Origin of the sequence: Leptospira ilyithenensis (assembly GCF_004771005.1) — a bacterium.
Classification (GTDB): Bacteria; Spirochaetota; Leptospiria; order Leptospirales; family Leptospiraceae; genus Leptospira_A; species Leptospira_A ilyithenensis.
The window spans coordinates 116,063-138,227 of record NZ_RQHV01000007.1; the positions used below are offsets into that span (position 1 = coordinate 116,063).

20 protein-coding genes are annotated in these 22,165 nt (G+C 41.6%); 8 read left to right on the plus strand and 12 right to left on the minus strand.

Going from position 1 to position 22,165, the window contains the following annotated elements; all coding sequences use genetic code 11:
• Window positions 1-50: 50 nt before the first annotated feature.
• Entirely contained in the window at window positions 51-545 is a 495-nt protein-coding gene (locus EHS11_RS02290; RefSeq protein ID WP_135762805.1) for a DUF1579 family protein, read from the minus strand.
• Window positions 546-582: 37 nt separating this feature from the next.
• Window positions 583-1,287 (minus strand): SDR family oxidoreductase, encoded by a 705-nt coding sequence (locus EHS11_RS02295; RefSeq protein ID WP_135762806.1) that lies wholly within the window; start codon window positions 1,285-1,287, stop codon window positions 583-585.
• A gap of 108 nt (window positions 1,288-1,395) precedes the next feature.
• Between EHS11_RS02295 and EHS11_RS02300 the strand changes: the two genes are divergently transcribed.
• Window positions 1,396-1,836: an acyl-CoA thioesterase gene (locus EHS11_RS02300; protein ID WP_135762807.1), complete on the plus strand. Its 441-nt coding sequence runs from the start codon at window positions 1,396-1,398 to the stop codon at window positions 1,834-1,836.
• An 8-nt stretch (window positions 1,837-1,844) separates the two neighbouring features.
• Here the strand turns inward: EHS11_RS02300 and EHS11_RS02305 are convergent, their stop codons facing one another.
• Both EHS11_RS02305 and EHS11_RS02310 read right to left on the minus strand, forming a co-directional pair.
• On the minus strand, window positions 1,845-2,798 hold the full coding sequence (locus tag EHS11_RS02305; RefSeq protein WP_425460530.1) for a DKNYY domain-containing protein: 954 nt from the start codon (window positions 2,796-2,798) through the stop codon (window positions 1,845-1,847).
• Between the two features lie 79 nt (window positions 2,799-2,877).
• A complete protein-coding gene (locus tag EHS11_RS02310) occupies window positions 2,878-3,903 on the minus strand; it encodes an alpha/beta hydrolase (protein ID WP_246047527.1) in 1,026 nt (341 codons plus the stop codon).
• Window positions 3,904-4,069: 166 nt separating this feature from the next.
• Here EHS11_RS02310 and EHS11_RS02315 point away from each other — a divergent pair, with 166 nt between their 5' ends.
• Window positions 4,070-5,236 (plus strand): acyl-CoA dehydrogenase family protein, encoded by a 1,167-nt coding sequence (locus tag EHS11_RS02315; protein WP_135762809.1) that lies wholly within the window; start codon window positions 4,070-4,072, stop codon window positions 5,234-5,236.
• A 165-nt stretch (window positions 5,237-5,401) separates the two neighbouring features.
• Entirely contained in the window at window positions 5,402-5,596 is a 195-nt protein-coding gene (locus EHS11_RS02320; RefSeq protein ID WP_135762810.1) for a hypothetical protein, read from the plus strand.
• A gap of 157 nt (window positions 5,597-5,753) precedes the next feature.
• Here the strand turns inward: EHS11_RS02320 and EHS11_RS02325 are convergent, their stop codons facing one another.
• Genes EHS11_RS02325 through EHS11_RS02335 form a run of 3 tightly spaced genes read right to left on the minus strand, consistent with a single transcriptional unit; the run spans window position 5,754 to window position 8,791 of the window.
• Window positions 5,754-6,575 (minus strand): hypothetical protein, encoded by an 822-nt coding sequence (locus tag EHS11_RS02325; protein WP_246047529.1) that lies wholly within the window; start codon window positions 6,573-6,575, stop codon window positions 5,754-5,756.
• Between the two features lie 27 nt (window positions 6,576-6,602).
• The gene (locus EHS11_RS02330; RefSeq protein ID WP_135762811.1) at window positions 6,603-7,568 is read right to left on the minus strand and encodes an NAD-dependent epimerase/dehydratase family protein; all 966 of its coding nucleotides are present in this window, start codon (window positions 7,566-7,568) and stop codon (window positions 6,603-6,605) included.
• A 5-nt stretch (window positions 7,569-7,573) separates the two neighbouring features.
• Window positions 7,574-8,791, minus strand: coding sequence for a DUF445 domain-containing protein (locus EHS11_RS02335; RefSeq protein WP_135762812.1), 1,218 nt, complete (start codon window positions 8,789-8,791; stop codon window positions 7,574-7,576).
• A 239-nt stretch (window positions 8,792-9,030) separates the two neighbouring features.
• Here EHS11_RS02335 and EHS11_RS02340 point away from each other — a divergent pair, with 239 nt between their 5' ends.
• Window positions 9,031-12,753 carry a Cna protein B-type domain protein gene (locus EHS11_RS02340; protein ID WP_135762813.1) on the plus strand — a complete coding sequence of 1,241 codons (3,723 nt, stop codon included), beginning with the start codon at window positions 9,031-9,033 and terminating at the stop codon, window positions 12,751-12,753.
• A 108-nt stretch (window positions 12,754-12,861) separates the two neighbouring features.
• Here EHS11_RS02340 and EHS11_RS02345 read toward each other — a convergent pair whose 3' ends face one another.
• Together EHS11_RS02345 and EHS11_RS02350 are read right to left on the minus strand one after the other, a co-directional pair.
• Window positions 12,862-13,587, minus strand: coding sequence for an ABC transporter ATP-binding protein (locus tag EHS11_RS02345; RefSeq protein WP_246047532.1), 726 nt, complete (start codon window positions 13,585-13,587; stop codon window positions 12,862-12,864).
• 49 nt (window positions 13,588-13,636) lie between these two features.
• Window positions 13,637-15,109 (minus strand): HDOD domain-containing protein, encoded by a 1,473-nt coding sequence (locus EHS11_RS02350; RefSeq protein ID WP_135762815.1) that lies wholly within the window; start codon window positions 15,107-15,109, stop codon window positions 13,637-13,639.
• A 123-nt stretch (window positions 15,110-15,232) separates the two neighbouring features.
• Between EHS11_RS02350 and EHS11_RS02355 the strand changes: the two genes are divergently transcribed.
• On the plus strand, window positions 15,233-15,451 hold the full coding sequence (locus EHS11_RS02355) for a hypothetical protein (RefSeq protein WP_135762816.1): 219 nt from the start codon (window positions 15,233-15,235) through the stop codon (window positions 15,449-15,451).
• On the opposite strand, the gene EHS11_RS02360 is transcribed toward EHS11_RS02355, so the two are convergent.
• Window positions 15,448-16,803, minus strand: a complete 1,356-nt coding sequence (locus tag EHS11_RS02360) for a 6-hydroxymethylpterin diphosphokinase MptE-like protein (protein ID WP_167884316.1) — start codon at window positions 16,801-16,803, stop codon at window positions 15,448-15,450. The genes EHS11_RS02355 and EHS11_RS02360 overlap by 4 nt on opposite strands.
• A 107-nt stretch (window positions 16,804-16,910) precedes the next feature.
• Complete coding sequence (locus tag EHS11_RS02365; RefSeq protein ID WP_135762818.1) at window positions 16,911-17,384, minus strand: DNA primase; 474 nt, start codon at window positions 17,382-17,384, stop codon at window positions 16,911-16,913.
• A 140-nt stretch (window positions 17,385-17,524) separates the two neighbouring features.
• On the opposite strand from EHS11_RS02365, the gene EHS11_RS02370 reads away from it, so the two are divergent.
• The 3 genes from EHS11_RS02370 to secA are packed head-to-tail and all read left to right on the plus strand — an operon-like array spanning window position 17,525 to window position 21,568.
• Entirely contained in the window at window positions 17,525-18,112 is a 588-nt protein-coding gene (locus EHS11_RS02370) for a TlpA family protein disulfide reductase (RefSeq protein ID WP_135762819.1), read from the plus strand.
• On the plus strand, window positions 18,109-18,798 hold the full coding sequence (locus EHS11_RS02375; RefSeq protein ID WP_135762820.1) for a type 1 glutamine amidotransferase: 690 nt from the start codon (window positions 18,109-18,111) through the stop codon (window positions 18,796-18,798). Before EHS11_RS02370 ends, EHS11_RS02375 begins: the two co-directional genes overlap by 4 nt.
• A gap of 10 nt (window positions 18,799-18,808) precedes the next feature.
• The gene (gene secA, locus EHS11_RS02380) at window positions 18,809-21,568 is read left to right on the plus strand and encodes a preprotein translocase subunit SecA (RefSeq protein ID WP_135762821.1); all 2,760 of its coding nucleotides are present in this window, start codon (window positions 18,809-18,811) and stop codon (window positions 21,566-21,568) included.
• A gap of 91 nt (window positions 21,569-21,659) precedes the next feature.
• Here the strand turns inward: secA and EHS11_RS02385 are convergent, their stop codons facing one another.
• On the minus strand, window positions 21,660-21,878 hold the full coding sequence (locus EHS11_RS02385; protein ID WP_135762822.1) for a hypothetical protein: 219 nt from the start codon (window positions 21,876-21,878) through the stop codon (window positions 21,660-21,662).
• Between the last annotated feature and the right edge of the window lie 287 nt (window positions 21,879-22,165).

The following is a 22,165-nucleotide window of genomic DNA, read 5'->3' on the forward strand; positions in this document are numbered from 1 at the left end:
CCGTCCTTACTGAAATCGCAAACAAATACGGCAAACAACCGAATCCTATCCTAAACCCGGTGGTATATGATTTTTACTCCGCCTGCTTCTCTGCCTTCGGGAGAAAAATTTTCCGCTATGATAAGGATTTGATTTTCATCGATTTTTTGGATCGTTGTTTTCCATCCCCATTTGGAATCGGAAGAAGGATCTTCGTAATGACCTAAAAAGGAAATGTCCGTTTCTGAATGGTTTCCTTCCGAAAACATAATGGCTGTCCCCATTCCGAAACTTTCGATCCATACCGATTCGAATTTTTTCCGGTCGATATGGTATCCATAAATGGCGATCCCTTCAATAGGATCGTCTCCGAAGCTGCTTTTGTATTCATGCAGGATAAATCTTCCACCTAATACAAGTTTCATGGATCCGGAAACATCCGCTTCATTTACTATTTTTCCATTTTCGAACATGGTGAACATTCTTCCCTGCCACTCTCCCGCAAGAGAAGCGAGTTCTTTATGAATTCCTTCTTTCTTAGATAATTCGAATTTTTCTTTACTCATATGACTACATCCATTTTTTATTGTTAGTTGAAAGCTATTACCAGGGGATTTCTTTTTTATCTCTGAAGAATTTACCTGTTGCTCCCGTTTCAGGTAATAATGCCGCCCAAACAATGGTTTCTGCACCTTGTTCGATCGTGCGTTCCGCACTAGGACCTCCCATATCCGTTCTCACCCAACCAGGGCATACCGAATTGACTTTGATATTTCTTCCTATTGTTTCTTTGGAAACGATGATTGTCAGCGCGTTTATCGCAGATTTGGAAATCCGATAGGCTGGATAACCCCCGCCCATATCCGACATTTGTCCCATCCCTGAGCTAACATTAACAATACGACCAAAACCGTTTTCTATCATCATAGGGAGGAACAACTGGCAGAGACGAAGCGGGCCAACTAGATTTGTTTCCAAGGTTTTCCCAGTTTCTTCTCTGGTAGTTCCGCCGAAACCGTCATGATCCAGATAAACTCCTGCGTTGTTGATAAGTATGTCGAGTCTGGTATAAGTCTTTTTGATATAATCAAATAAACTCAAGGCGCTTCTTTCATTAGAGACATCCAAGGGAAAAAAATCGGCCTTTCCTCCTCTGCCTATGATCTCTTCCTGTGTTAGTTTTCCTTCCGCTTTATTTCTGGAAGTGACAATGACAAAGATACCTTCTGCGGCAAGATCAAGCGCCACTTGTTTGCCTATCCCTCGGTTGGATCCTGTTACGATTGCAATTTTTTCTTTCCGATTCATTCTGCCTCCGAGTCCGGATTTTTATCAGATTAAACCGAAAAATCAGGAAATACAATCTGATTTTTTCCAATACAAGAATGCGGTTCCCAATTCAATTGGGAAAATTCTATGATATCTACAACTTCTTTTCCGATTCAAATTCGCTGGGCGGACATTGACCAAAACCATCACCTAAGACATTCCGTTTATTATGATTATGGTGCGATTGCAAGGATTCAATTTTTATCAAACTACGGTTTGACGAGTAGTAAATTTACTGAATTGAAAACAGGGCCGATCCTGTTTCGGGAAGAGGCGATCTTCAAACGGGAGATTCATTTCGAAGATAAGATTACAATCAATGCCGTTTTGACAAAAGCAAGGCCTGATTTTTCCAGATGGAGCATTCAACATAGTATCATTAAGAACGAAGATATACTTGCCGCCGTGATCAATGTAGACGGTGCTTGGATTGATACTGAGATACGAAAATTAATCGTTCCGAGTGAGTTTGTAAAAGAGGCTTTTTCCAAATTCCCAAAGGCTCCTCAATTTGAAGTTTTGGATTGAAAAATTTATTAATTACTGTTAGTTTGTCCGGATTCATAAGAAAAATTCTTATCTTTTCCGCACATGCCAGGATACAGACAATCGGTTTTCTCCACGTCTAACCTGAATGATTTTGCATCCGCTTGTTTTATTTTGACACCTTGCCAAAATACGGATGCATCATCCTTTGCATAATCCGAATCCATGGAAATTTTGGAATCCAACGGATTGGGATAAGTCAACGGTTTGAAATCCTTTGTGTTACAGGAAAACGCATGGACTGCTAGAACATTGAAATAATAACATCCTCTTTTGTCTTTCGCATAGCTATCGTATAACAAGAATGTTTCGGGATCGGCGTCTTTGATTTTTTCTCCTTTATAGTAGATGGAATTTTTCGTTTTGATGATATCATAAAATTTCGAATCCAAAACACCGACAGAATCCTTATTTCTTTCTTCCAACTTGATTCCTTCATAATACAAATGTTTTTCGTCCGTTCCATAATCCGTATCGAGCCCCCGGCTTTTTAAGATTTGAAATGTTTTGGGATCGGAATCTTCCAAAGGAACTAAAACCAATTTGTCTTCCGTCCAAACTTTCAAATCCAAGGGAATAATGATGATCCAGGCTTTCGGAGAATTGGTTTTTAATTCGGTTTGAGTGGAAATATAATATACACTCTTCTTATCTGAAAAATGGGTATGATTCAAAATTTGAAAGGACTTCGGATCTATGTCCGTCAATCGGTTCTCTTTGTAATAGATATGATCGTTGTCTTTGGCAAAATAACGATCTAAAATGGTAAATCCTTCCCTATTCGTTGTATCGATTTTATTATTTTCATAATAAGGAAAAAACCAATACTTATAATAGTACCCATTTGAACAGGATACAAATAGAAGGATTAAAATTAGATAATATTTTCCGAATTGCATTATGGATTTTTCAGACTCTTTCAGTTTTGTAGATAGTAAGAAGATTTTATTTTCAGGAAATGGAACTCATTTGCGAAATTCAAGACAATCTTCCCGCAAATGAGCAAAAGTAATTGATTCCGGTTTATTTGAGTTTAGCCAAGTCTTTGATCCATTTTGTGGTCTCAGTTTCGATAAACTTTTTGTCAGTGACGACCCATCTGGACATCAGTACATGCATTCCATCTTCCACTCTGACTTCCCGATTCAAAGGATTCGGATTTTTGTCGGCGCCAAACTGAGTAAAGGCGGATCTCATTGCAGAGACGCTTGCGGTAGGATCCTGTTCCGTTTCCGATTTATAATAATATAGAAGCAGTACCGGACTTGAAATTTTTCCAAATACCTCAGGAACTGCGGCATAATTTTTCAAATCGTTTACACCAACTAACGCAGAGTAATACTGTTCGGGATACCAATAGTCGTTTCTTTGCGGTAATACCTTCGGATTGTCGTTATGACTTGAGCTTCTGATTTTACCTTTAAGTATATGTACAAATGTCAAACCGCCGGGATAATTGTACAACCCGAGCCCTCCCGCAGTAGGAGCATAAAAGGGATTTCCCAATACAAGTCCGTCTACTTCTTCCGGAAATTCGGAAGCGAGCCAAGTGCCTAGTAGTCCTCCGAGCGAAGATCCGAATACAACCACTTTGTCCCCTTGGCCCTGCATCATATGCAACGCTTCACTGGCAGAATCCAGATAATCCGAAAATTTTTGCGCTGCCTGGTCTTCTTTGTTGGTTCCGTGACCCGGGAGTCGGAGCAGATAGGTATTTGCTTTGAAAGTTTTCGCCAGTTTTTCCATCACTTCTTCACCTTCTGCCCGTGAGGCGCCGAAACCGTGAATGTATAAAAAAGCCAAAGGAGTTTTTTTGCCGAAGCTAATGTATTTTTCTTCGTTGCCCGGTCTGTGTCCCTTTTCCTTGCTCAATCGGAGTTTTGTCTGGTAAAATTCTTCAAAACTGATTTTAGGAACATCTTTTTTGGGAGTATAATTCGGTCTCCCGGCACAAAAAGAAAAAATGACAAAAACGGCTGTTAGTGTGACAAATCGGAGAAAAAATCTTCTCCTGGAAATTAGAGCATTCTTAGCATTCATAACTGCCATAAGGTCTCCCGCTGTCAAAATCCTGTAAAGACGGAAAAATTGTGGAAATTTATATCAATAGAGAATTGCGTTCTCTTTCGGTTTCCGCCAGGAAAAATCCTTTGCACGAGAGAGCGTGTACGGAAAAAGGTAGTAAATACCCCATCGTTAGAAGGAACATCCCTGAATGTATACCCAATTCACTGAACAACAACTGGAAATCAGAGACTTAGTTCGCAATTTTGTTAGAAAAGAAATCCCTCATGAAGTTGCTTTACATTGGGATGAAAAAAATGCCCACCCCACCGAACTCATCAATAAAATGCGTTCCGAACTTGGAATTAACGGTCTAGTCATCCCGGAAGAATACGGCGGATGGGGACTAGGTGCCATCGAACAGTGCCTCGCCATTGAAGAATTATCTCGTGGTTGTTTGGGGATTTCTCTGGGGTTTGCCTATACTGGTCTTGGAATCCTTCCTATTTTGAAAGGTGCCACGCACGAACAAAAATTGAAATGGCTTCCTCCCATCGCTGATGGAAAATTAGGAGTTTCATTCTGTTTATCCGAGCCAGGTGCCGGTTCCGACGTTCCCGGTATGAGCACTCGTGCTGAGAAAAAAGGGGACAAATGGATCATTAACGGTGCAAAACAATGGATCACCGGTGCTTCCGATGCACAGGCATTCACTGTATTTGCTTATACAGACCGTAACCGAGGAACTCGCGGAGTATCCTGTTTCTATGTTCCGAGAGATGCAAAAGGTTGTATCGTCGGTAAAAAAGAAGATAAATTGGGAATCCGTGCATCTTCCACCCACCAAGTTATTTTTGAAGATTGTGAAGTTCCTGAAGAGAACTTGATCGGAAAGGAAAACCTTGGATTTGTTTACGCGCTTCAAACATTGAATGCTTCCCGTCCGTTCGTAGCCGTTATGGGTGTGGGTGTAGCACAAGCGGCACTTGATCATGCAGCGCGTTACGCACGTGAAAGAGAGCAGTTTGGAGTTAAAATCTCCACTTTCCAAGCAGTTCAACACATGTTAGCCGATATGGCGATCAAAGTGGAAACTGCAAGAGAAATCACTTACAAAGCAGCTCGTTTATCCGATGCCAACGATCCTACTCTACCGAAATATTCCGCAATTGCAAAAGCTTACGCTTCCGAATGTGCGATGCAGTGTGCTACGGATGCAGTTCAGATCTTCGGCGGATACGGATATACGAAAGAATATCCGGTGGAAAAACTAATGAGAGATGCAAAAATTCTTTGCATCTTCGAAGGAACCACTCAAATCCAAAAGAACGAAATTGCAGCTTACGTAATCAAAGACGCAGCTTCCAAAAAAGAATAATTTCTACGGATAGTTTATCTTTCCTCCCGAAGGCCGCTAGGACACTGAACAATGTGGAATAGCGGTCTTTTTTTATTCAAATTCACTCTTCAACTTCTGTCGAAAAGATATTAAAAAACCCAATGCAAAAAATTATTAAAAAGCAAAGACGAATACGGAGAATTGGTGATCGCTTTCGCCAAAACCAACCAAAACACCAAGAAAGTATTAATCAGTGTTTTGCGATCCGCGGAAGAAGTCGCCGTTCTTTCGGAGAAAATACATTCTGCGATTCAAAATATTTCCGCATCTATAAAAGGGATCGTATCCATGTCGGAGAAAGCCTCCAAGGCTGCTGACTCCGGTTTCCGTTATAAATGAAACAAGGCAGGATTTATTTTTCGCAGTTTACAAAGAAGCAAATCAAAAAGGTTTTTTTAAATAAGAGATAGAGTTGATCTATCCTGCTTGCCCGCCATAACAAGGTTATGCGGGCGAGAGATCTGTGGTAAATGCGAACCGATTTAATCTGTTAAGTTTAAAGCGGATCGGTTTCCGGTACGACTGTAGGACCATTCTCCTGATTGGAATTCAAAGGTTTGGCATTTTCGTTCGTATTCGTAGATGAATTGTTGTTTTGAGGAATGTAAGGATCGTTTGTGTTCTGGTCGGATGAAAAAGGATTTTTGAATCCGTCAGCACTGTTCAACCAGGTATTGTCTTCTTTCGGTTTGTCTTCACTCGGAAAACTGTCAATCGGTCGGATGGTAATGGAAATGTATTGGATCGCCTTTTCGTCTTTTACCGGATCCAGATATGCCAGACTGTCATTTCTCCATCGGTAGCGGGCCCTAGGTTCCATCCTGAATGTTTTCATAATCAGATCCAAATCTCTTGCATAAACTCCATATTGTTTTCTGGGGGTCTTTGCCTGAATCACATAATACATGTTACCTTTCTTATGAAATAAAAACCTATTGGAAACAACTACTTTGTTTTCCACATAATGTAGAACTAAAAATACAGTTTCATCGAAACCGGGGATTTCTTCTTCCAGGCTTTTTTCCCGAACCACTTTCAGGTCGGGATACTTTTGCAAAAATGTATCAATCGATTCTTCGATGAAACGATCCAAATCGTAATCTTTGGTTCTGCGAACCACATCGATTTGAAGGATTGCCTCTCTGTTTGCTTTTGCAAATTGAATTCTGGCAGTATCATGGTTGCGAAGCACGGCCTTCGACCAACCTCTCGGGTATTCAAAGGCAAATCCCAAAGAATCTTCGATCCAAGTTCCTGCAAAAACGGGAACACTGAAAACCAGTAGTAGGGTGGTGAGAAAAACGCGCGCATTCATCATATTTAATATCGGCCTAATCCCTCTCTATTATTTATACTGGGCTGTACCTTTTCGCAAGTCCCATTTGGGGATTAAGTGTAAATCTCTCCAAGATTCCTCGGAATAGGCTTCTATGGAATGAAGTAAAGGCCCCAGAGGGGATTCATGGTAGGGAAGCCGCTGCAGCTTTCGCAGAATCTTGTAAAATAAATCAAATATGGGAACAAAAAAAGGAAGCACTGGCAAACCAAGGAGCCCCCATCTCGGCTTTCTATGAGTTTTAAATTCTTCTATGACCTGCTGGATGGTAACGGATTCCGGATGGGATAAGACATAAACCGGTTGGATGGAAGCACCTGTCAAAGCTCTGTCGATCCAAGCTGAAATAGCAAGGTTCAGATCTTCTATGTGGATGATGGATTTCGGGCTTTGATTTTTGATTTTGGGATAAAATCCTTTTTTGTACAAAGAAAATAATTTTTGTATGAAACTTTTTGAACTCAACCCATAAACAGATGCTATACGGAATATGGAATAGGGTATCCTCGCGTCTCTAAGATACTCTTCCGCTGCTATTTTTGATCTTGCATACACAGTGGAACCTAACATGGGACTTGTGGTATAAATCGGTTCTTCTTGCGCTCCGTATACGGATACTGAACTTGCGAGTAACATCGCTTTGGAATGTTTTTCCTTTGCAAATGCTGCCAGATGTTTGGTAGATTCCGCATTGATTGTGAAAAAATCTTTTTCGGATAATTTCGATCCCGATACCGCCCCTGCCAAATGTATGATCAGATCGATCGGCTCGGCAATCTGAAAATCTTTTGTCGATTGGATTGCGGTTAAATCCCTTTCGTAAAATTTAAAATTCTTATGATGCCGGATGGTTTCCGAGATCCTTCCGTATTCTTTGCCTATGGCAATGATTTTATACTTTTCTAAAACGGATTCAATGAGTCTTCGTCCTAGAACTCCTGAACCTCCTGTGATTAGCACATTCATCTTTTTCATAAGATCTATAGAAAATAAATTTGGGACCAACCCACTACCGCTCCCAACGCGGCACCCACAAGAATCAAAAGCATCTCGTCTTCCTGGAAAGCGGATCTGAGTATCGATTCAAATTCATCGGGAGGCAAACTTGCCATTCTTTCTCCCATCGTTTTTTCCAGTTCCATTGCCTCTCCCAAATAAGTCTCTAATTCGGAAGAATTTTGAATGGCAGTTTCGGACATTGTCTTTGCAATCTTTTCTTTCACGACTTCATAGTTTTCCCATCTACCCGAGGCATAAAGAATCGGTTTGGCAAGTGTAGTGATATTGTCGACTTGTTTGAGTATTGCCCTGCGAATGGTTTCTAAAATTTCACCAGCTGCCTTTCCGAAAACCAATTCTTCCATGATATTTTTAGGTGTGAGTATTTTTTCTGCAACTAACTTTGCATAAAGTAGAGAAACTGCCCTTTGGCGTTTTAGAAAAAGTCCCTGGTAAGTAAATATTCCCAAAATTTTTGTAGGGTAGAGCGGTCTGAATATCATTTCCAGCGCCAGATAATTTGTCAGATACCCGACGATTACACCTTGCAGCGGCAAAGTCCACCAAATGGGGAAATACATCCAAATCACCATTTGAATGAGCCCGAGCAAAAATCCGAAATAAAATCCCGACCTTTCGATGAATTTGAATTCAGGTGCGCCCACTTCCTGAAAAAGTTCAACCACCAAACTCACATTATCTCCCGATAGCTTTTTCAAAACCAATGTTTTTACATCAAACAAGGAATCAATATCAGCTTGTAGTTTACGGATTACTTTTCGGATGGTAAACCCGGTTTCTCTTTTTACTTTATGATAAATTTCCTCTTTTACCAAATCGGGCAACATAGGCCAGATTCTGGAATCCATACTTTCCGCAAATTCATACATGGATTCTTTGATGGAGGGATCAATCGAAGGTAAAAATTCCTTTTCAGCGCGAACGGGATCGACTTTTAAAAACACTTCTTGAATGTTTAACAACCGTTCCGTGATTACGTCCACGGACTTACTCGCCATCTTATGGGCTTTTCTGGGAATGATCCCCTGCCAGCCCAAGTAAGGAGGAAACCCCCAAAATTTGATAGGGTAAAATGTCATCTTCAGGGCAAGCCAATTGGTCACCCAACCTACGAACCCATAAGTGAACGGAATGCATAATAGTTTCAGGGTTTCCAGACTCACTAGTTCGTGCGGCATTGTGGAATCCAAAGGATGGGGGATTTCCCATAATGAAATCCATTTCTCATCTCCATTTACGAAAAAAATCGTATTTTTTATACTCAATGCGACATAGTATCGGCAAATATTTGACACAAAAGACAAAAATTGTTTGTGTTTTGTACAATTAAAACTAGTATCTACGCAGAAATGAAAAAGTAGCGAAATTCCGTACTTTTAATTTGTAAAAGAAAGCGAATCTTTTGAGGGGAAAATTTATGAACCAACGAGGGATATTTTTATTAGTACTTACCCTCTCTTTTCTGCCAGTTGGTTGTTCAAAAAAGTCCAAATCGATGCCTTTTTGGTTTTTACTTGGTTCAGGTGGAGCGGGCAACGCAGCAGATTCTGCCTCAGGAGCCACTCCTGCCGATTCCAATGGGGTTTCTCTTCCCGCGTCCAGTGATTCTACCGTTCCCTCTTCTTCCGGGGGAGTCCCTGAAAATCAGGCACAACAGGAAGTTCCGACTTCAGGCCCGGCTAAAATTACAGGTGTTATCCGACCTGTCGTTTCAGGTTCCACTGCTACGGACGTATGCGGGCAACCCGGGGCACCTTCCGCTCCCAATTGTTTGGATTTAACATTAATTAGTATTAGAATTGAAGTTGCAAATGGAAATTCATACAGCTTAGTCGCTTCTTCCAATGCGGAAGCGGATGGCAGTTTTGTCATCGATGTGGATAATCTTCCCAATAATAATTATAGGGTTTTGATCAATACCGGCAACGGTTTGAATTACAGTTACCAGGATTTTTCCTTTGTTTTCGATCCTACACAAAACGGTTTTACCTTAGTGGATGTAGGGGACTTGAAAGCGGAAAGACTCTACTATACATCGGGTCAGGCACAGATCACAGGATCTATTTCCACTCCTGGCTTTTCCGGGGACGGAGTGACCGTTCCCAGCGGACCTCTTGTCGATATAACTGTTGTTTTACGGGATGGTGAAAATAATCTTGTAGGAACTACTACAACTGCGGGAGACGGGACTTTTTCCTTTAGCATTCCCAACCTGCCTAATGGAAATTATACGATCGAATACCAAGGTTCCTCCGTTACCTCAAACGGCCAGCCGTTCGCAAATAATTCGGAAACCATTCACTTTACATTCCAAGGAACCAACCCTTCTGTTACGACTGTTGTGGCTTTGGGAGAAACAACCCTTCCTTGGATGGCGGCAACGGATAGCAGTCTTACCTTAAACGGATCGGTGATAGGCAGTGCGGTTTCCGGAGATTCCGTAACCGCATTTACGATTAAAATCAAAAACGAGCAGGGCGCCGTTGTTGACTCTACAAATCGTTCCGGTAATGGATCCTTTCAATTGACTGCATCGGGATTGCCCAATGGAGTTTATTATATTGAAGTCTCCGCAAACAATTTTTTCACAGTATCTCAATCCTTTTTGTTCACAGCGGCACCGGATGGAGGCATGAAAAATATAACTCTGCCTTCTCCTATCGGAATCATTGCCCGTCCTTCCAATGTGGTTGGTTATGTAAGAGACGGAAATTCAAATCACATTCCCGGTTCTGCGATCAACTTCAAACCGGACAGGACGCAAGCTCCTTCCAATTTGGTATATCTGACCGGCGATCCCCTGATCGGAAATGCCGCCAAACTTTGGATTGTTGAATCTCTTTCCGCAGTTGCAGCAGTGAATTGTGCTATAAACCCTTCCGGTTCTCCCTCTATTTGTTCCTGCGCGATTGCTCCGACAATATCCTGTTTGGTGGCAGTACAGGGAGCCGGTCCTTGGAATTATTCCACTTGGGGCAACAAAGTTTACGAAGTCCGTCCTTCCGACAACCAAGTGTATTTTAGCGCAGTAGCGGGAAAATGGGCATATTATATTTCCGCTCCCGGTTTTGAAAACTGGTGTGGTGGAAATTCTTCACCTTGTTCTTCCAATCCGCAAACGATTACCCTCAATGGAAACGACCATAACGCAGGTAATGTGTCAATGACTTCGATCACAAACAGATCGCAGATTTCTGGAACAATTGTTGTGAGAGATACCGCACCTACCAATCCGAGCTTGTATTCCAATCAAACAGGACTCTTTGCGGTTCTTTTGGGAAATACTACAGCAAGCGGACAGCCGCTTGCTCATATCGCAGTGACTTCCGGAGGAAGTTTTGCTTTTAACGGTTTTTCTTATGTGGTTACACTTCCTGCCGGTTTGGCTTCGGATACGGATCGGGTCGGCTATGCTTTGCAGACTTTGAAAACAGGCGGAGCCAGCACTCTTGCGGGTGCGGATTCGATTGCAGTTGATAACGATCAAAATGCATCGATTGATGTGATTGCAGCCAACCAATACTATTTCCGTCAGTCCTCCTATCAACTTGTGATAGTGGATACTGTCGTATCTTCACCTAGAGCCAGTTATCTGGCGGCTACTTCGTTGAGTGTTGACAATTCCAACGTAGCAACCAACCAGTATGCTTCGACACCTGTCACATTCACAGTGAACGGAACAGCGGTTCATAATGTTCGGGCAACTCTTTCCGGAACTGTAACCGATGCCATTTCCACGGGAGTGGTGAGCGGTGCCACTTTAACTTTAGGTAGATTTGATTCAGGAAACTTTGTCGCCGATGTTAGACGGGACTGTTCCGGTGGATTTGTAAATGATTCCTGTACGGTAGCTGCGGTTCGAACTGCGGGACAGGATCAGGTGATCGGATCGGTTACTTCTCAATCAAACGGCAGTTATGCTTTCTCGTTTGTTCCGCAGGGAACTTACACCATTCGTGTGGAAAAAAACGGGATCGTCACCTACTTCCCTGTGGAAGTGGGAAGCGGAGGAGGAACTGTTTCCGTAAATACTCCTGTGATCACAAGTGACGGGAAAGGCCATCTTTCCGGGTCTGTTCGCACACCCGGAGGATTTGCATTTTCGGGAACTTATTCTCTTGAGATTGTTGATCCGAATGCGGGAATCATTCGTCCTACGACAGGAGTTCAACCTGCATCCATTGCAACAGGAGCGACTACGTTTTCGAATGCAAACCAATATACCATTTTCAATATCAATGCGGGTAGATGGAAAGTTCGGTTCGTAGCAAGCGGTTACAAAACCGTAGAAGGAATCGTGGATATCCAAGCGGACGCAACAACCAATTTTGATATCATTACCTTTGTCCCGGGAACCCAAACTCCAGGTGCCATCTCTGGAAGAGCTTTGTCGGCTTTGTACAATACGGGAGTTTGTGATCTAACGGCTCGTATACGACCGGGAGTCAACGTGAAATCCGGTTCATATGCGATTGATGCCAATGGAACGACGATTCCTTCCGTAAAAACGGCAACTGACGGATCTTATGCGATTCCGAATGTTCCTCCCGGAAACTATACTTTGGAAGCAACCGGTTCGGGAAAAAGAGGGAATTGTACAAGTTCCGTGGAAGCTTATTCTACAACCTTCCGCACAGTCATTGCCGCAGGAACGGAAACACCTTCCAATCAGAATATCTTAGTCTCACCGGTGCTTGGAGATTCCGAGATGAGAGTTGTTTTATCTTGGGGAGCAAAACCCAAAGATTTGGATTCCCATTTGCAATACAGCGCAACCAATAGCGGAAGCAGAATCGTATGGAACAGGAAAGCCCCTCTCGGTGCAGGCAATGGAGAACTGGATTATGATATCACTACGGGATACGGGCCGGAAACGATTTCCTTAAAAGGGGCAATTTGGTCGCAAGACGTACGTTATTACAGTATTTACAACTGGTCGGGAGAGGCCAATATGGGTGTTTCCGGCGCCACCATACGGGTGTTTAAGGGAAGTATCGGGGAAGTAAGAAATTATGCGATCAGTCCGAATCATTCCAACAGATGGTGGAAGATCTTTTGTATCGGTGCCGATAAAAACATCACGGATGTAGGAACTTCCAATTGTAATGCTTCGGGGTTTTTGGAACGATCAATGTATTGATCAAATCACTGTTATTTGGCTAGCTTAGAGATTCTTAATACCAGAGGGGTTATTTCCCTCTGGTTTTTTTTGTACTTTTGATTTTTGAGAGTCGATTTCGAAAGTCTTCTATTTGAAACTGGTTGAGTATTGACCGTTGTTCACGGCCACATCCAGGTTGAGATCGTACAATTCACTCAAATGTTTTGCAGTGAGTACATCCTCTTTTTTACCGTAATTTAATATCTTTCCTTCTTTCAAAAGCAGAACCGAAGAAAAATCCTTTGGTATTTCTTCCAAACGATGGGTAATTAAGATTCTGGTTAGACCGGGATTTTCCTTTTTGATTTTCGAAATGCTCCCGTTCAATTCGAAACGCGCAGTAACATCGAGAGCCGCAGCAGGTTCGTCCAGGATCAGAATTTCTTTTCCTTTACCGAGTGCTCGCAGCAAGAGGACTTTAGATTTTTCACCTGAAGATAGAGTCGAGTAAGTTTGTTTTGCCTTATGAGTAAGGTTGAGCAGAGAAAGTCTTTCTGTTGTTTTTGCTTTCTCTTCATCCGTTGGGTCGTTGTACAGACCTAAGGTGGAATAGAATCCTGTCAAAATCATCTCTTCTACCGTAAGGGATTTTTGTAATAATTGTTCTTGGTGGGAAGGTTGTACGATTCCGATTTTGGTTTGGATCGGTTTCAGCGCGGTTGTTCCGTATTCTTCGTTCAATACGAAAACGGAGCCGGTCGTCGGCCAAAGATAACCAAACAACAGATTGATGAGAGTCGTTTTGCCCGCACCGTTTCGGCCGAGTATGACAAGAGACTCTGCCTTGGGAACGGAAAAAGAGATATCGTCCAAGATACAGTTTCCATTTCGAAAAAAGGAAACATGGGAGAATCGAAGGAAATTATCCATTCGATTTTTTGTATAGCGTTTCTACTTTTTTGACTTTTTCCGAAAAGATTTCCAAACTGTCCAAATTAAATTTTGCGAGTAGGTTTTTGTCGATGGCATAAAAACCTTTTTTCTGTTCTTGGAAGTCACACATCATATTTGCCATGTAAATGATTTCCACCAAATCGCGTAAATCGACCGGAGCCATAAAAGGTTTGTGATGGTACTCAATGGCAACACGAAGATCTGACGGGAATTCCCATTTTTCCGCAAGTAGTCCGCCTAACTGAGGATGGCTGAGACCGATGGACATCTCTTCCAAAAGGGTGGAGTTTCCCGAGTCGGAACCTCTTTGATAGGTTTCTATCTTTTTGAAGAAGGCCCGATCCACAGATAATAATACGAATTTTCCTATGTCATGTAACAAGGCACTGACGGCAATCGTATCTGCAATTTTATTTCCATGCAGGTGATCCGTAGCAAGGAATCTTGCATAATAACTGCAACGATTGGAATGTTCCCAAACATCCTGCATTTTTCCGTATTGACCATCCATGATTTTACGAACGCCGGAAACATAGAGAAGGTTGCGAAGGTTTTTTAAACCTACAACCTTGATGGCTTGCAAAATGGAATTCACCTGACTACGATTAGCAAAAAATGCGGAATTGGAAAGTTTTAAAAGATCTGCGGCTAGTGAGGGATTTTTTTCGATTTCTGCTGAAATCATATTCAAATCCGCATCAGGGTTGTTGCAAAGCTGGATGACTTTTGTCAAAGAATGAGGGAGGGGAGGTAATCCTTCTATTTCATTCAAAACTTTGGTTTTGAGAGTCGTTGTAATTTCTACCGCAGAAGTCACATCAGGCACTGATAGCGTAGCTCTTGTTAGTTTGTCATTCGTGTGAATTCTGAATTTATCCGAGCCTATACCCGAATTTTTAAGTAATAATTGAATGAGTACGATTCCAAGTCCCGCTGATTCCTGACTATCGGATACGTCTGAAAAAGCATCTGCAAGATCGTTGTAATTTTTAGCGACTTCGATCCGTTTGTTGATCCTTGCTAATTCTTCCTGAGTGATGGGTGCGTTGTTTTCCACTGCAAAATGAATGCTGTTGCCATCCACTTTGATAAGAAGTCCGATATAATAATTTCCACCATCCAAATGCGCCAATTGTTCATTCCAACGGAGAATGATATTTTCTTGGAATCTTTCCATACCCTTGATATAATCGTTCGGATTTTGGATGTCCAATTTTTCACGTAAAAAATAGTCCCGTTTTGCGTTGGCCTTGTTCGCATTCATCAGAAGTTCTTTTAAAACGGTAAAAACGACTTCTACCAAATACAGTTTGTCCATGTAGCCCATAACATGAACCAAAAGGGCGTAAATTTCCTGGTTTTGTTCTTCTGTAACGAAGTAATAATGAAGCCTTGATTCTTTGGTTGTCTCTAGTTGAGAGATGATTTCCTGAAAATTCACTGTTCTTTACTTATCCCAGTAACACCCTTTTTGAATACGTTTTGGTGCTTTGCGTTATTTTTTTCACGGGGGCGAGGATTTGTCCCAGCCCTTTGGTATCATGGTTTCTATAAGGAGATCTTTATGAAAGCACATTTAGATGGAAAAGGAAAGAATGAGGTATCGGGTTCTTTGGATCTGGAAAATCTACATACATTGATGGAGGAAAGATTGGAAAGGATTCTGGCTGAAATTTCGCAAAAGAAGCCTGGGAGGAAAATAGTTTATATCCCTACAATGCCTGCTAACAAAGAGAAAGCAGAATGGAATTTGAGTGAAATCCCTATACTATTCGGGGCTTAAATCAACTTCCAGCGTTTTAAAGTAGAGATAGAAATTGAATCGGGAAATTCTTGGAAAGCCTTTTCCCACAACCAGGAATCTATTGCGGGAATCCCCCGAAAACTTCGGATCCACCATTCCTTATGCTCGGAAGAGGTGTGAACAACGGTCGGTTCTTTTTTCGTAACGGATTTATATTCTTCCATAGAAATAACTTTTAGGTCATTATCTTTTTTCCAAATCGACTCCCAGGCGATTTTGTTTTTGCCTTTTCTTTCTTTTCCGTAAATTCCAGTTTGTAATTTTTCCAAAGGATTTCTTCTAGTTACCATAGGCAAACGATAACTTTCATAACCGGTTCCTCTGCAATGCGATTTGCCCTGTTCTTCCTTAAAACCAACTCCAACTAATATAAGTTTATCTGCTCCGCCTTCCTTTGCAAAAGACAAAGCCATTCCTGCCAGATTCAGACTTGGATTTTTCAAATACGGCCAATCCGATTTTTCGGATTTCGGATCTTTTTTCTTTTCCCACATAAACTGAATTAGTTGGTCAAAAGGGTGGTTGGTGTTGATCAGATAAACCGGATTCGTTAAGGAAAATAAATAGGAATTTGCGCCAAGCCAGGTAAGGATGGGAATCGTATTCGGAATAGACGGCAAAAAGTGGAATAAGGTTCCGCGACCCGGATCTAAAGAGAGAATCGCATCGGGAATGATTTTTTTTGCGAGTAGAAATTGAATATTTGTATCTGCTGCGATCAAAACACATCGGGATCTTTCTTGTGGCAGATTTTCCCATTCCGATTCCAGGGAAGGACTCGCTCCTAAAAAAAATACATCTTTGTCTTTTAGATTCAAACCTTGGATCCATTCCCGTTTGGAAATGTTCGTTTCCGAACTGAGTTTCAGATTTTTTAAATAATTTCCAGTCCATAGTTTTTGAAAATGGGATTTGGTGGAACGGTTTACGGAAGATCCGCTTTCACTTTTTTGCAGAAGAAAACTTTTGAATCGGGCAATCTCATCTTCCGCATGACGGGCATAATATGGAAACGGATGGATCTCATATCTTATTTGCGGTCTGCCGATTTCGATTTGAAAGGATTCCAATATTTCTTTTGCCTCTTCGGTTACGAGATCGGGAGGAAGAAGGCGGAATTTGATATTTTGTTCGGTAAGTTTCTCTGCGATTTGATTCCAAAGTGTTTGAAAAGCAGGGTCCGAGTGAATTTCCGGAAAAGGCTCCCAAAAGAGTAAAAATGGAAAATGGATTTTGGATTCGAGTAAGGACTCTATGTGATGCAAAGCACCGAGACCGATCAAACAGGCTAAGGAATTTTCGTTAGGAGAGAGAGATTGGACAAATCGCAATCCTTCCTTTTGGGGATCGAATCGCGAATGTATAAATGTATTTTGTTCGGGGTGAAAGAAATTTAGAAGTTTGTGATTTTCAAAGATAGCTTGGAAAGCGATGGCTTCTAGTCCTTATCTTCTTCCTCATCGTCATCATCGTCCGAATCATCATCCTCTTCGTCATCATCGTCGTCCGAATCATCATCGTCATCGAAGTCATCACCGAATTCATCTTCCTCTCCATCCAATGCTTCCGGTTTGCGAGCTTCTTCTTCGGGAATGAAATCTTCTTCGATGTCTTCTTCCGCATGAGGCGCAACGGAACTTGTCAGAGTAGAGGTAACCCCTGCAATTTTGTCTTTTTCGGCTTGGAGTTTTTCGCGTTCTTCTTTAGAGAGATATTTCCATTGAACTAAATCATTTGTAAGAGCATAAAGTGCTTGTACTGTGAGCTTTCTATTTTTAAGTTTCTTAGGGAGAGTGATTTTGTCGATTTTGTCGATCACTCCAAAGCCAGCGACACAGGTTTCGTATTTTTTTTCACGGCATAATTCAATTAAGGATACGATATCAAAGTCTTCTTTGTTGGATTGGCTCATTTTTTTATGATTCCCCAGAGATAGGAGTGGAATGTTAAACCAGTCTGGGAGCGCAAGCTCCCGTGTCAAGGGGAATCTTGGAGAAAACAGGCTTTACAGCCTACCTCCTGGAGACAGAATAGGACGGAAAAGATCTTAGAATGGGACAAATATCCTTCCCCGCCTTCCTAATCACCTTCTTATTTCTCGGGTTCTGTGCTCCCACCAAATCTTCCTATTTCGGGGAAGAAAACTGGGTCGCAACCACGAGTGACGGCACAGAAATCAAATTCTCCCAATTGGAAAAAGAACAATTGGCTCTGAACGTCTATGCCCCCAACTGTGCCCCTTGCCAAAGGGAAGTTCCCACATTAAATTACCTTTCTCAGGAAATTGAGACCAAATTTCCTACAAAAGCAATCTATATGGTAGTGGATCCTTATCAGATTGTTCCCGATTTACCAGCTGACGCGAGTTGGGGGGAAGCTTTTTCCAAAGCCAAAAAAGTCATGGAAAAAGAAAAATCGGATTATAAGATACAGATTCCTATTTTATTTATGAAACATCCCTTTACCATTATCCCCAATTCCCTAGTGAGCGGAACACCCGAAACATTATTATTCGAAACCAGACCTCTGCGGTTGTATTATAATTTCATAGGTTCCATCTCGGAAGAATCCAAACAGGAAGAAATTGAAAAAGATCTGAAAGTTGCCTTCTTTCGTCATCAGTTCGGGATGGGTTTATGAGAAGTTTGATGATTCGTTTCAAAGACTGCGAAGGCCCGGGCGTGCTTGAACATGTGTTACGTGAAAAAGGGTATCGGGTCAGTTATCATAATGCTTATGACGAAAAACTCCAACTCCATCCTTCGGCCCATTTGAATTTTGATCTGATCGTTTTATTGGGTGGTTCCCAAACTGTAGCCGACGATTCCAACGATTCTTTTTTTGCCCCCTATTATGAGTTAGTTGAAAGTGTTCTTGTCACTCCCGGTCGTAAATTGATAGGGATTTGTTTAGGCTCCCAGATCATTGCACGGGTATTAGGCGGCAAGGTAATTGTCGGAGACAAAGGTCCCGAAGTCGGATTTGCTCCCGTAAAGATCAAAAACAAATCAAATCGGATTTTTGCCGGGATCGATTCTTCCGAAATCCAGGCATTTCATTTGCATGAAGATGTATTTGCCATTCCTGAGGGTGCCGATCATCTTTTGGAAGGCGGATTTTATCCCAACCAGATGTTTTCTTATAAAGACAAGGCATTCGCATTCCAAACTCATATCGAGCCGACTTTGCCTATGTTACGCGTTTGGCAGGACGTTCATAAGGAATTCATTGCCAAAGGCGCGGGGGACTTTTCCAAATTGGCAGAAGACCAGAAAACAATGGAATCTTCCGCTAAGATCGTATTTCGCAATATTCTAAATATATAATGGATGATTTATGTTTCAAAAAATACTGACATTTCTTTTTGGTAGCAAATACGAGAGAGATTTAAAAAAACTTACTCCGATCGTGGAATCTATCAATACGTTTGAGCCGAAAATACGGGCTTTGAGCGACTCGGATCTCTCCAATCAAACTGAAATTTTTAAAGAACGTTTGTCTAGGGGGGAATCTTTGGATGAAATACTTCCCGAAGCATTTGCAACCGTTAGGGAAGTTTCTTACCGTACTTTGGGTATGCGCCACTTCGACGTGCAGATGATGGGGGGAATCGCTCTTCATTGGGGAAACATCTCCGAGATGAAAACGGGGGAAGGTAAAACTCTTACTTCCACTCTTCCCATTTACTTGAATTCATTATCCGGGCAAGGGGTTCATGTTGTAACGGTAAACGACTATTTGGCGAAACGCGATGCCAATTGGATGAAACCGATTTATGAATTTCTAAAAATCAGTGTGGGTATCATCCAACACGATATGGAACACGAAGAAAGAAAAGAAGCATATAACTCGGATATAACTTACGGAACCAATAACGAGTTCGGTTTTGATTATTTGCGGGACAATATGGTTTCTTATAAAGAACACAGAGTCCAAAGAAATCATAATTTTGCAATCGTGGATGAAGTGGATTCCATTTTGGTGGATGAAGCGAGAACTCCTCTTATCATATCCGGGCCTGCGGAAGAATCCACTGACAAGTATATCAAAGTGGATCGCATCATTCCCCGATTGATCGAAGGAGAAGACTATGAAGTGGATGAAAAAGCAAAAAACGTATTACTTTCCGAGACGGGAGTTCATCACGTAGAAGAGTTGTTGTCCGTAGATAATTTGTATCATGCGGATAATATCGAGCTAGTTCACCACGTTCACCAGGCTTTAAAAGCACATAAGATCTTCGATAAAGACAAGGATTATGTGGTTCAGGAAGACCAAGTAATTATCGTAGATGAATTTACCGGTCGTTTAATGAAAGGTAGGCGGTATTCCGACGGACTTCATCAGGCATTGGAAGCAAAAGAAGGCGTGTCGATCGCACGCGAATCCCAGACACTTGCCTCCATTACATTTCAGAACTTTTTTAGAATCTATAACAAACTCGCGGGTATGACCGGAACTGCGGATACGGAAGCGGAAGAATTCAAAAAAATCTACAGCCTGGATGTGATCGTAATTCCATCCAATGTAAAAATCCAAAGAATCGATTTGCCGGATCGTGTTTATAAAACGGAGAAAGAAAAATTCGATGCAGTAGTCAAAGATATCCAGGACAAGGTTACGAAAAAACAACCTGTTCTCGTCGGAACGATCTCCATAGAAAAATCCGAAGTTCTCTCTCGCTTATTGACTGTTAACGGATTACCACATAATGTGCTAAATGCGAAACAACACGAACGGGAATCCGAAATTGTCGCCAACGCAGGAAAACCGGGTGCGATTACGATTGCAACCAACATGGCAGGCCGTGGAACGGATATCGTTCTCGGCGGAGCTCAAAAATACAAAGACGATTTGGAAAAATTGGACGAGATCGCGCATAAGGCGGGAATCCATTCCGGAAACGGAATCCAAACGATTTATGCTTTCAGGGAACTTCTCGTTAAACAAAAGTTTGACGAAAGTGAGTCGGCACTTGCAAATATCGAACACATTCAAATTCGTAAACAATGTTCCGATATTCTGGAATCCGCCCGCAAATGGAGAAAAGATCATGATTTGGTGATCGGTGCCGGCGGACTTCATATCATCGGATCGGAGAGACATGAGTCCCGCCGTATTGATAATCAGTTGAGAGGTCGTTCGGGAAGACAGGGAGATCCGGGGTCTTCCCGATTTTATCTTTCCCTTCAGGATGATTTGATGCGCATCTTCGGTTCGGACAGAATCGCCCGAATCATGGATACATTAAAGATGCCGGAAGGACAGGAATTGGAACACAGTATGGTTTCCAATGCGATTGCCCGTGCTCAGAAACGAGTGGAAGGCCATAACTTTGATATTCGTAAACATTTGTTGGAATACGACGACGTGATGAATCGCCAACGAATCTATATCTATGGAATCCGTAACGAATTGTTGGATAAGGGAAACATGTCCGAGAAGATTTTCGATTTTCTCGATGAAGTGGCGGAAAACCAAATCATTACCTATTGTGAAGGCAATAATGTTTCCTCTTGGGAAACGGAGCCTTTGAATGAATGGTTGTCTTCCATCGGGATTCAGTTTCAACTAGACCTAGAAACTTATAAAAAAGCATCTAATCCTCAACTTAAACTTTTTGAAGATATTTCTTCCGCTTTCAAAGCAACTTATCAAGGTAAGGTGGAGCGGGTCGGAGAAAACATCTGGCGTTCGATTGAAAGCAACGTATTTCTGGATATCCTGGATCATAGATGGAAAGATCATCTCTATGCGATGGATCATTTGAAAGAAGGTATTTGGACTGTAGGTTACGGAGAAAAAAATCCTCTGGTAGAATACAAACTCCAAGGCTTTAAGCTTTTTGATCAATTGGTGGATAACCTAAAAGTGGAAGTGGTGTCATTTCTTTTCCGACTGGAAGTGAGTGAATCGGACAAATCGAATGTGGGGACGGAATCTCCTAAAGAATATAAAAAAGTAGGAATGGAATCCCGTGAAGAAGTGGATATGTTTGGGAATGAAAAAAAATCAAATCAAACCAAACCTCAGGTCACAAACACAACGAGCTCCGGTGGCGGTTCCGAAAGAAGATCCAGTCGTAGAAAAAAATAATAGAATTTGATCGAATAAGAAGGCTTTCGAAAAAAAGAAGCCTTCTCTTCCTTCTTATTTCACTTTAAATTTTGCAGTGGTATCGGCTATGTTAGCGGATATATCCGTGATCTGGCCGGCTAACTGCATTTAAATCTTCCGAATTATGTGCAAGCAATTCCGCTCGTTTTGCAAGTTCGTTTATAACCAACTGCATTTCTTCCGATGTCTGTTTTTGTTCCTGGCTTGAAAATTCTATCATCTCTGCCATACCTTTCAATCCGTTCAGTTCTGTTATAACAAGAGTTGCGCTCTTTGCTTGTACAGACATCAAAATCAGGTTTTCGAATATTTGATAAATTTTTCTAGTGCTTCGAATTTCTTCGATTTCCTTCTCCGAAAAACCGATGGTCTTGTTCTGTTCTAAGAATAGAGAGATAAATAAAAAAGAATAGGGATGACTAAGGGCAGCGGTAATAAAAAAAGTCTGCTCTTGATGGAGATTTTTTTCAGCATTTAAATTTTACCTTACTGGTCAAATATTAGCAGCTTTCTTAGAAGAAGGGCTTATTTTTTAGGAAAATTGCCTCGATTTTGTCATTTTATTGCAAAAATGTA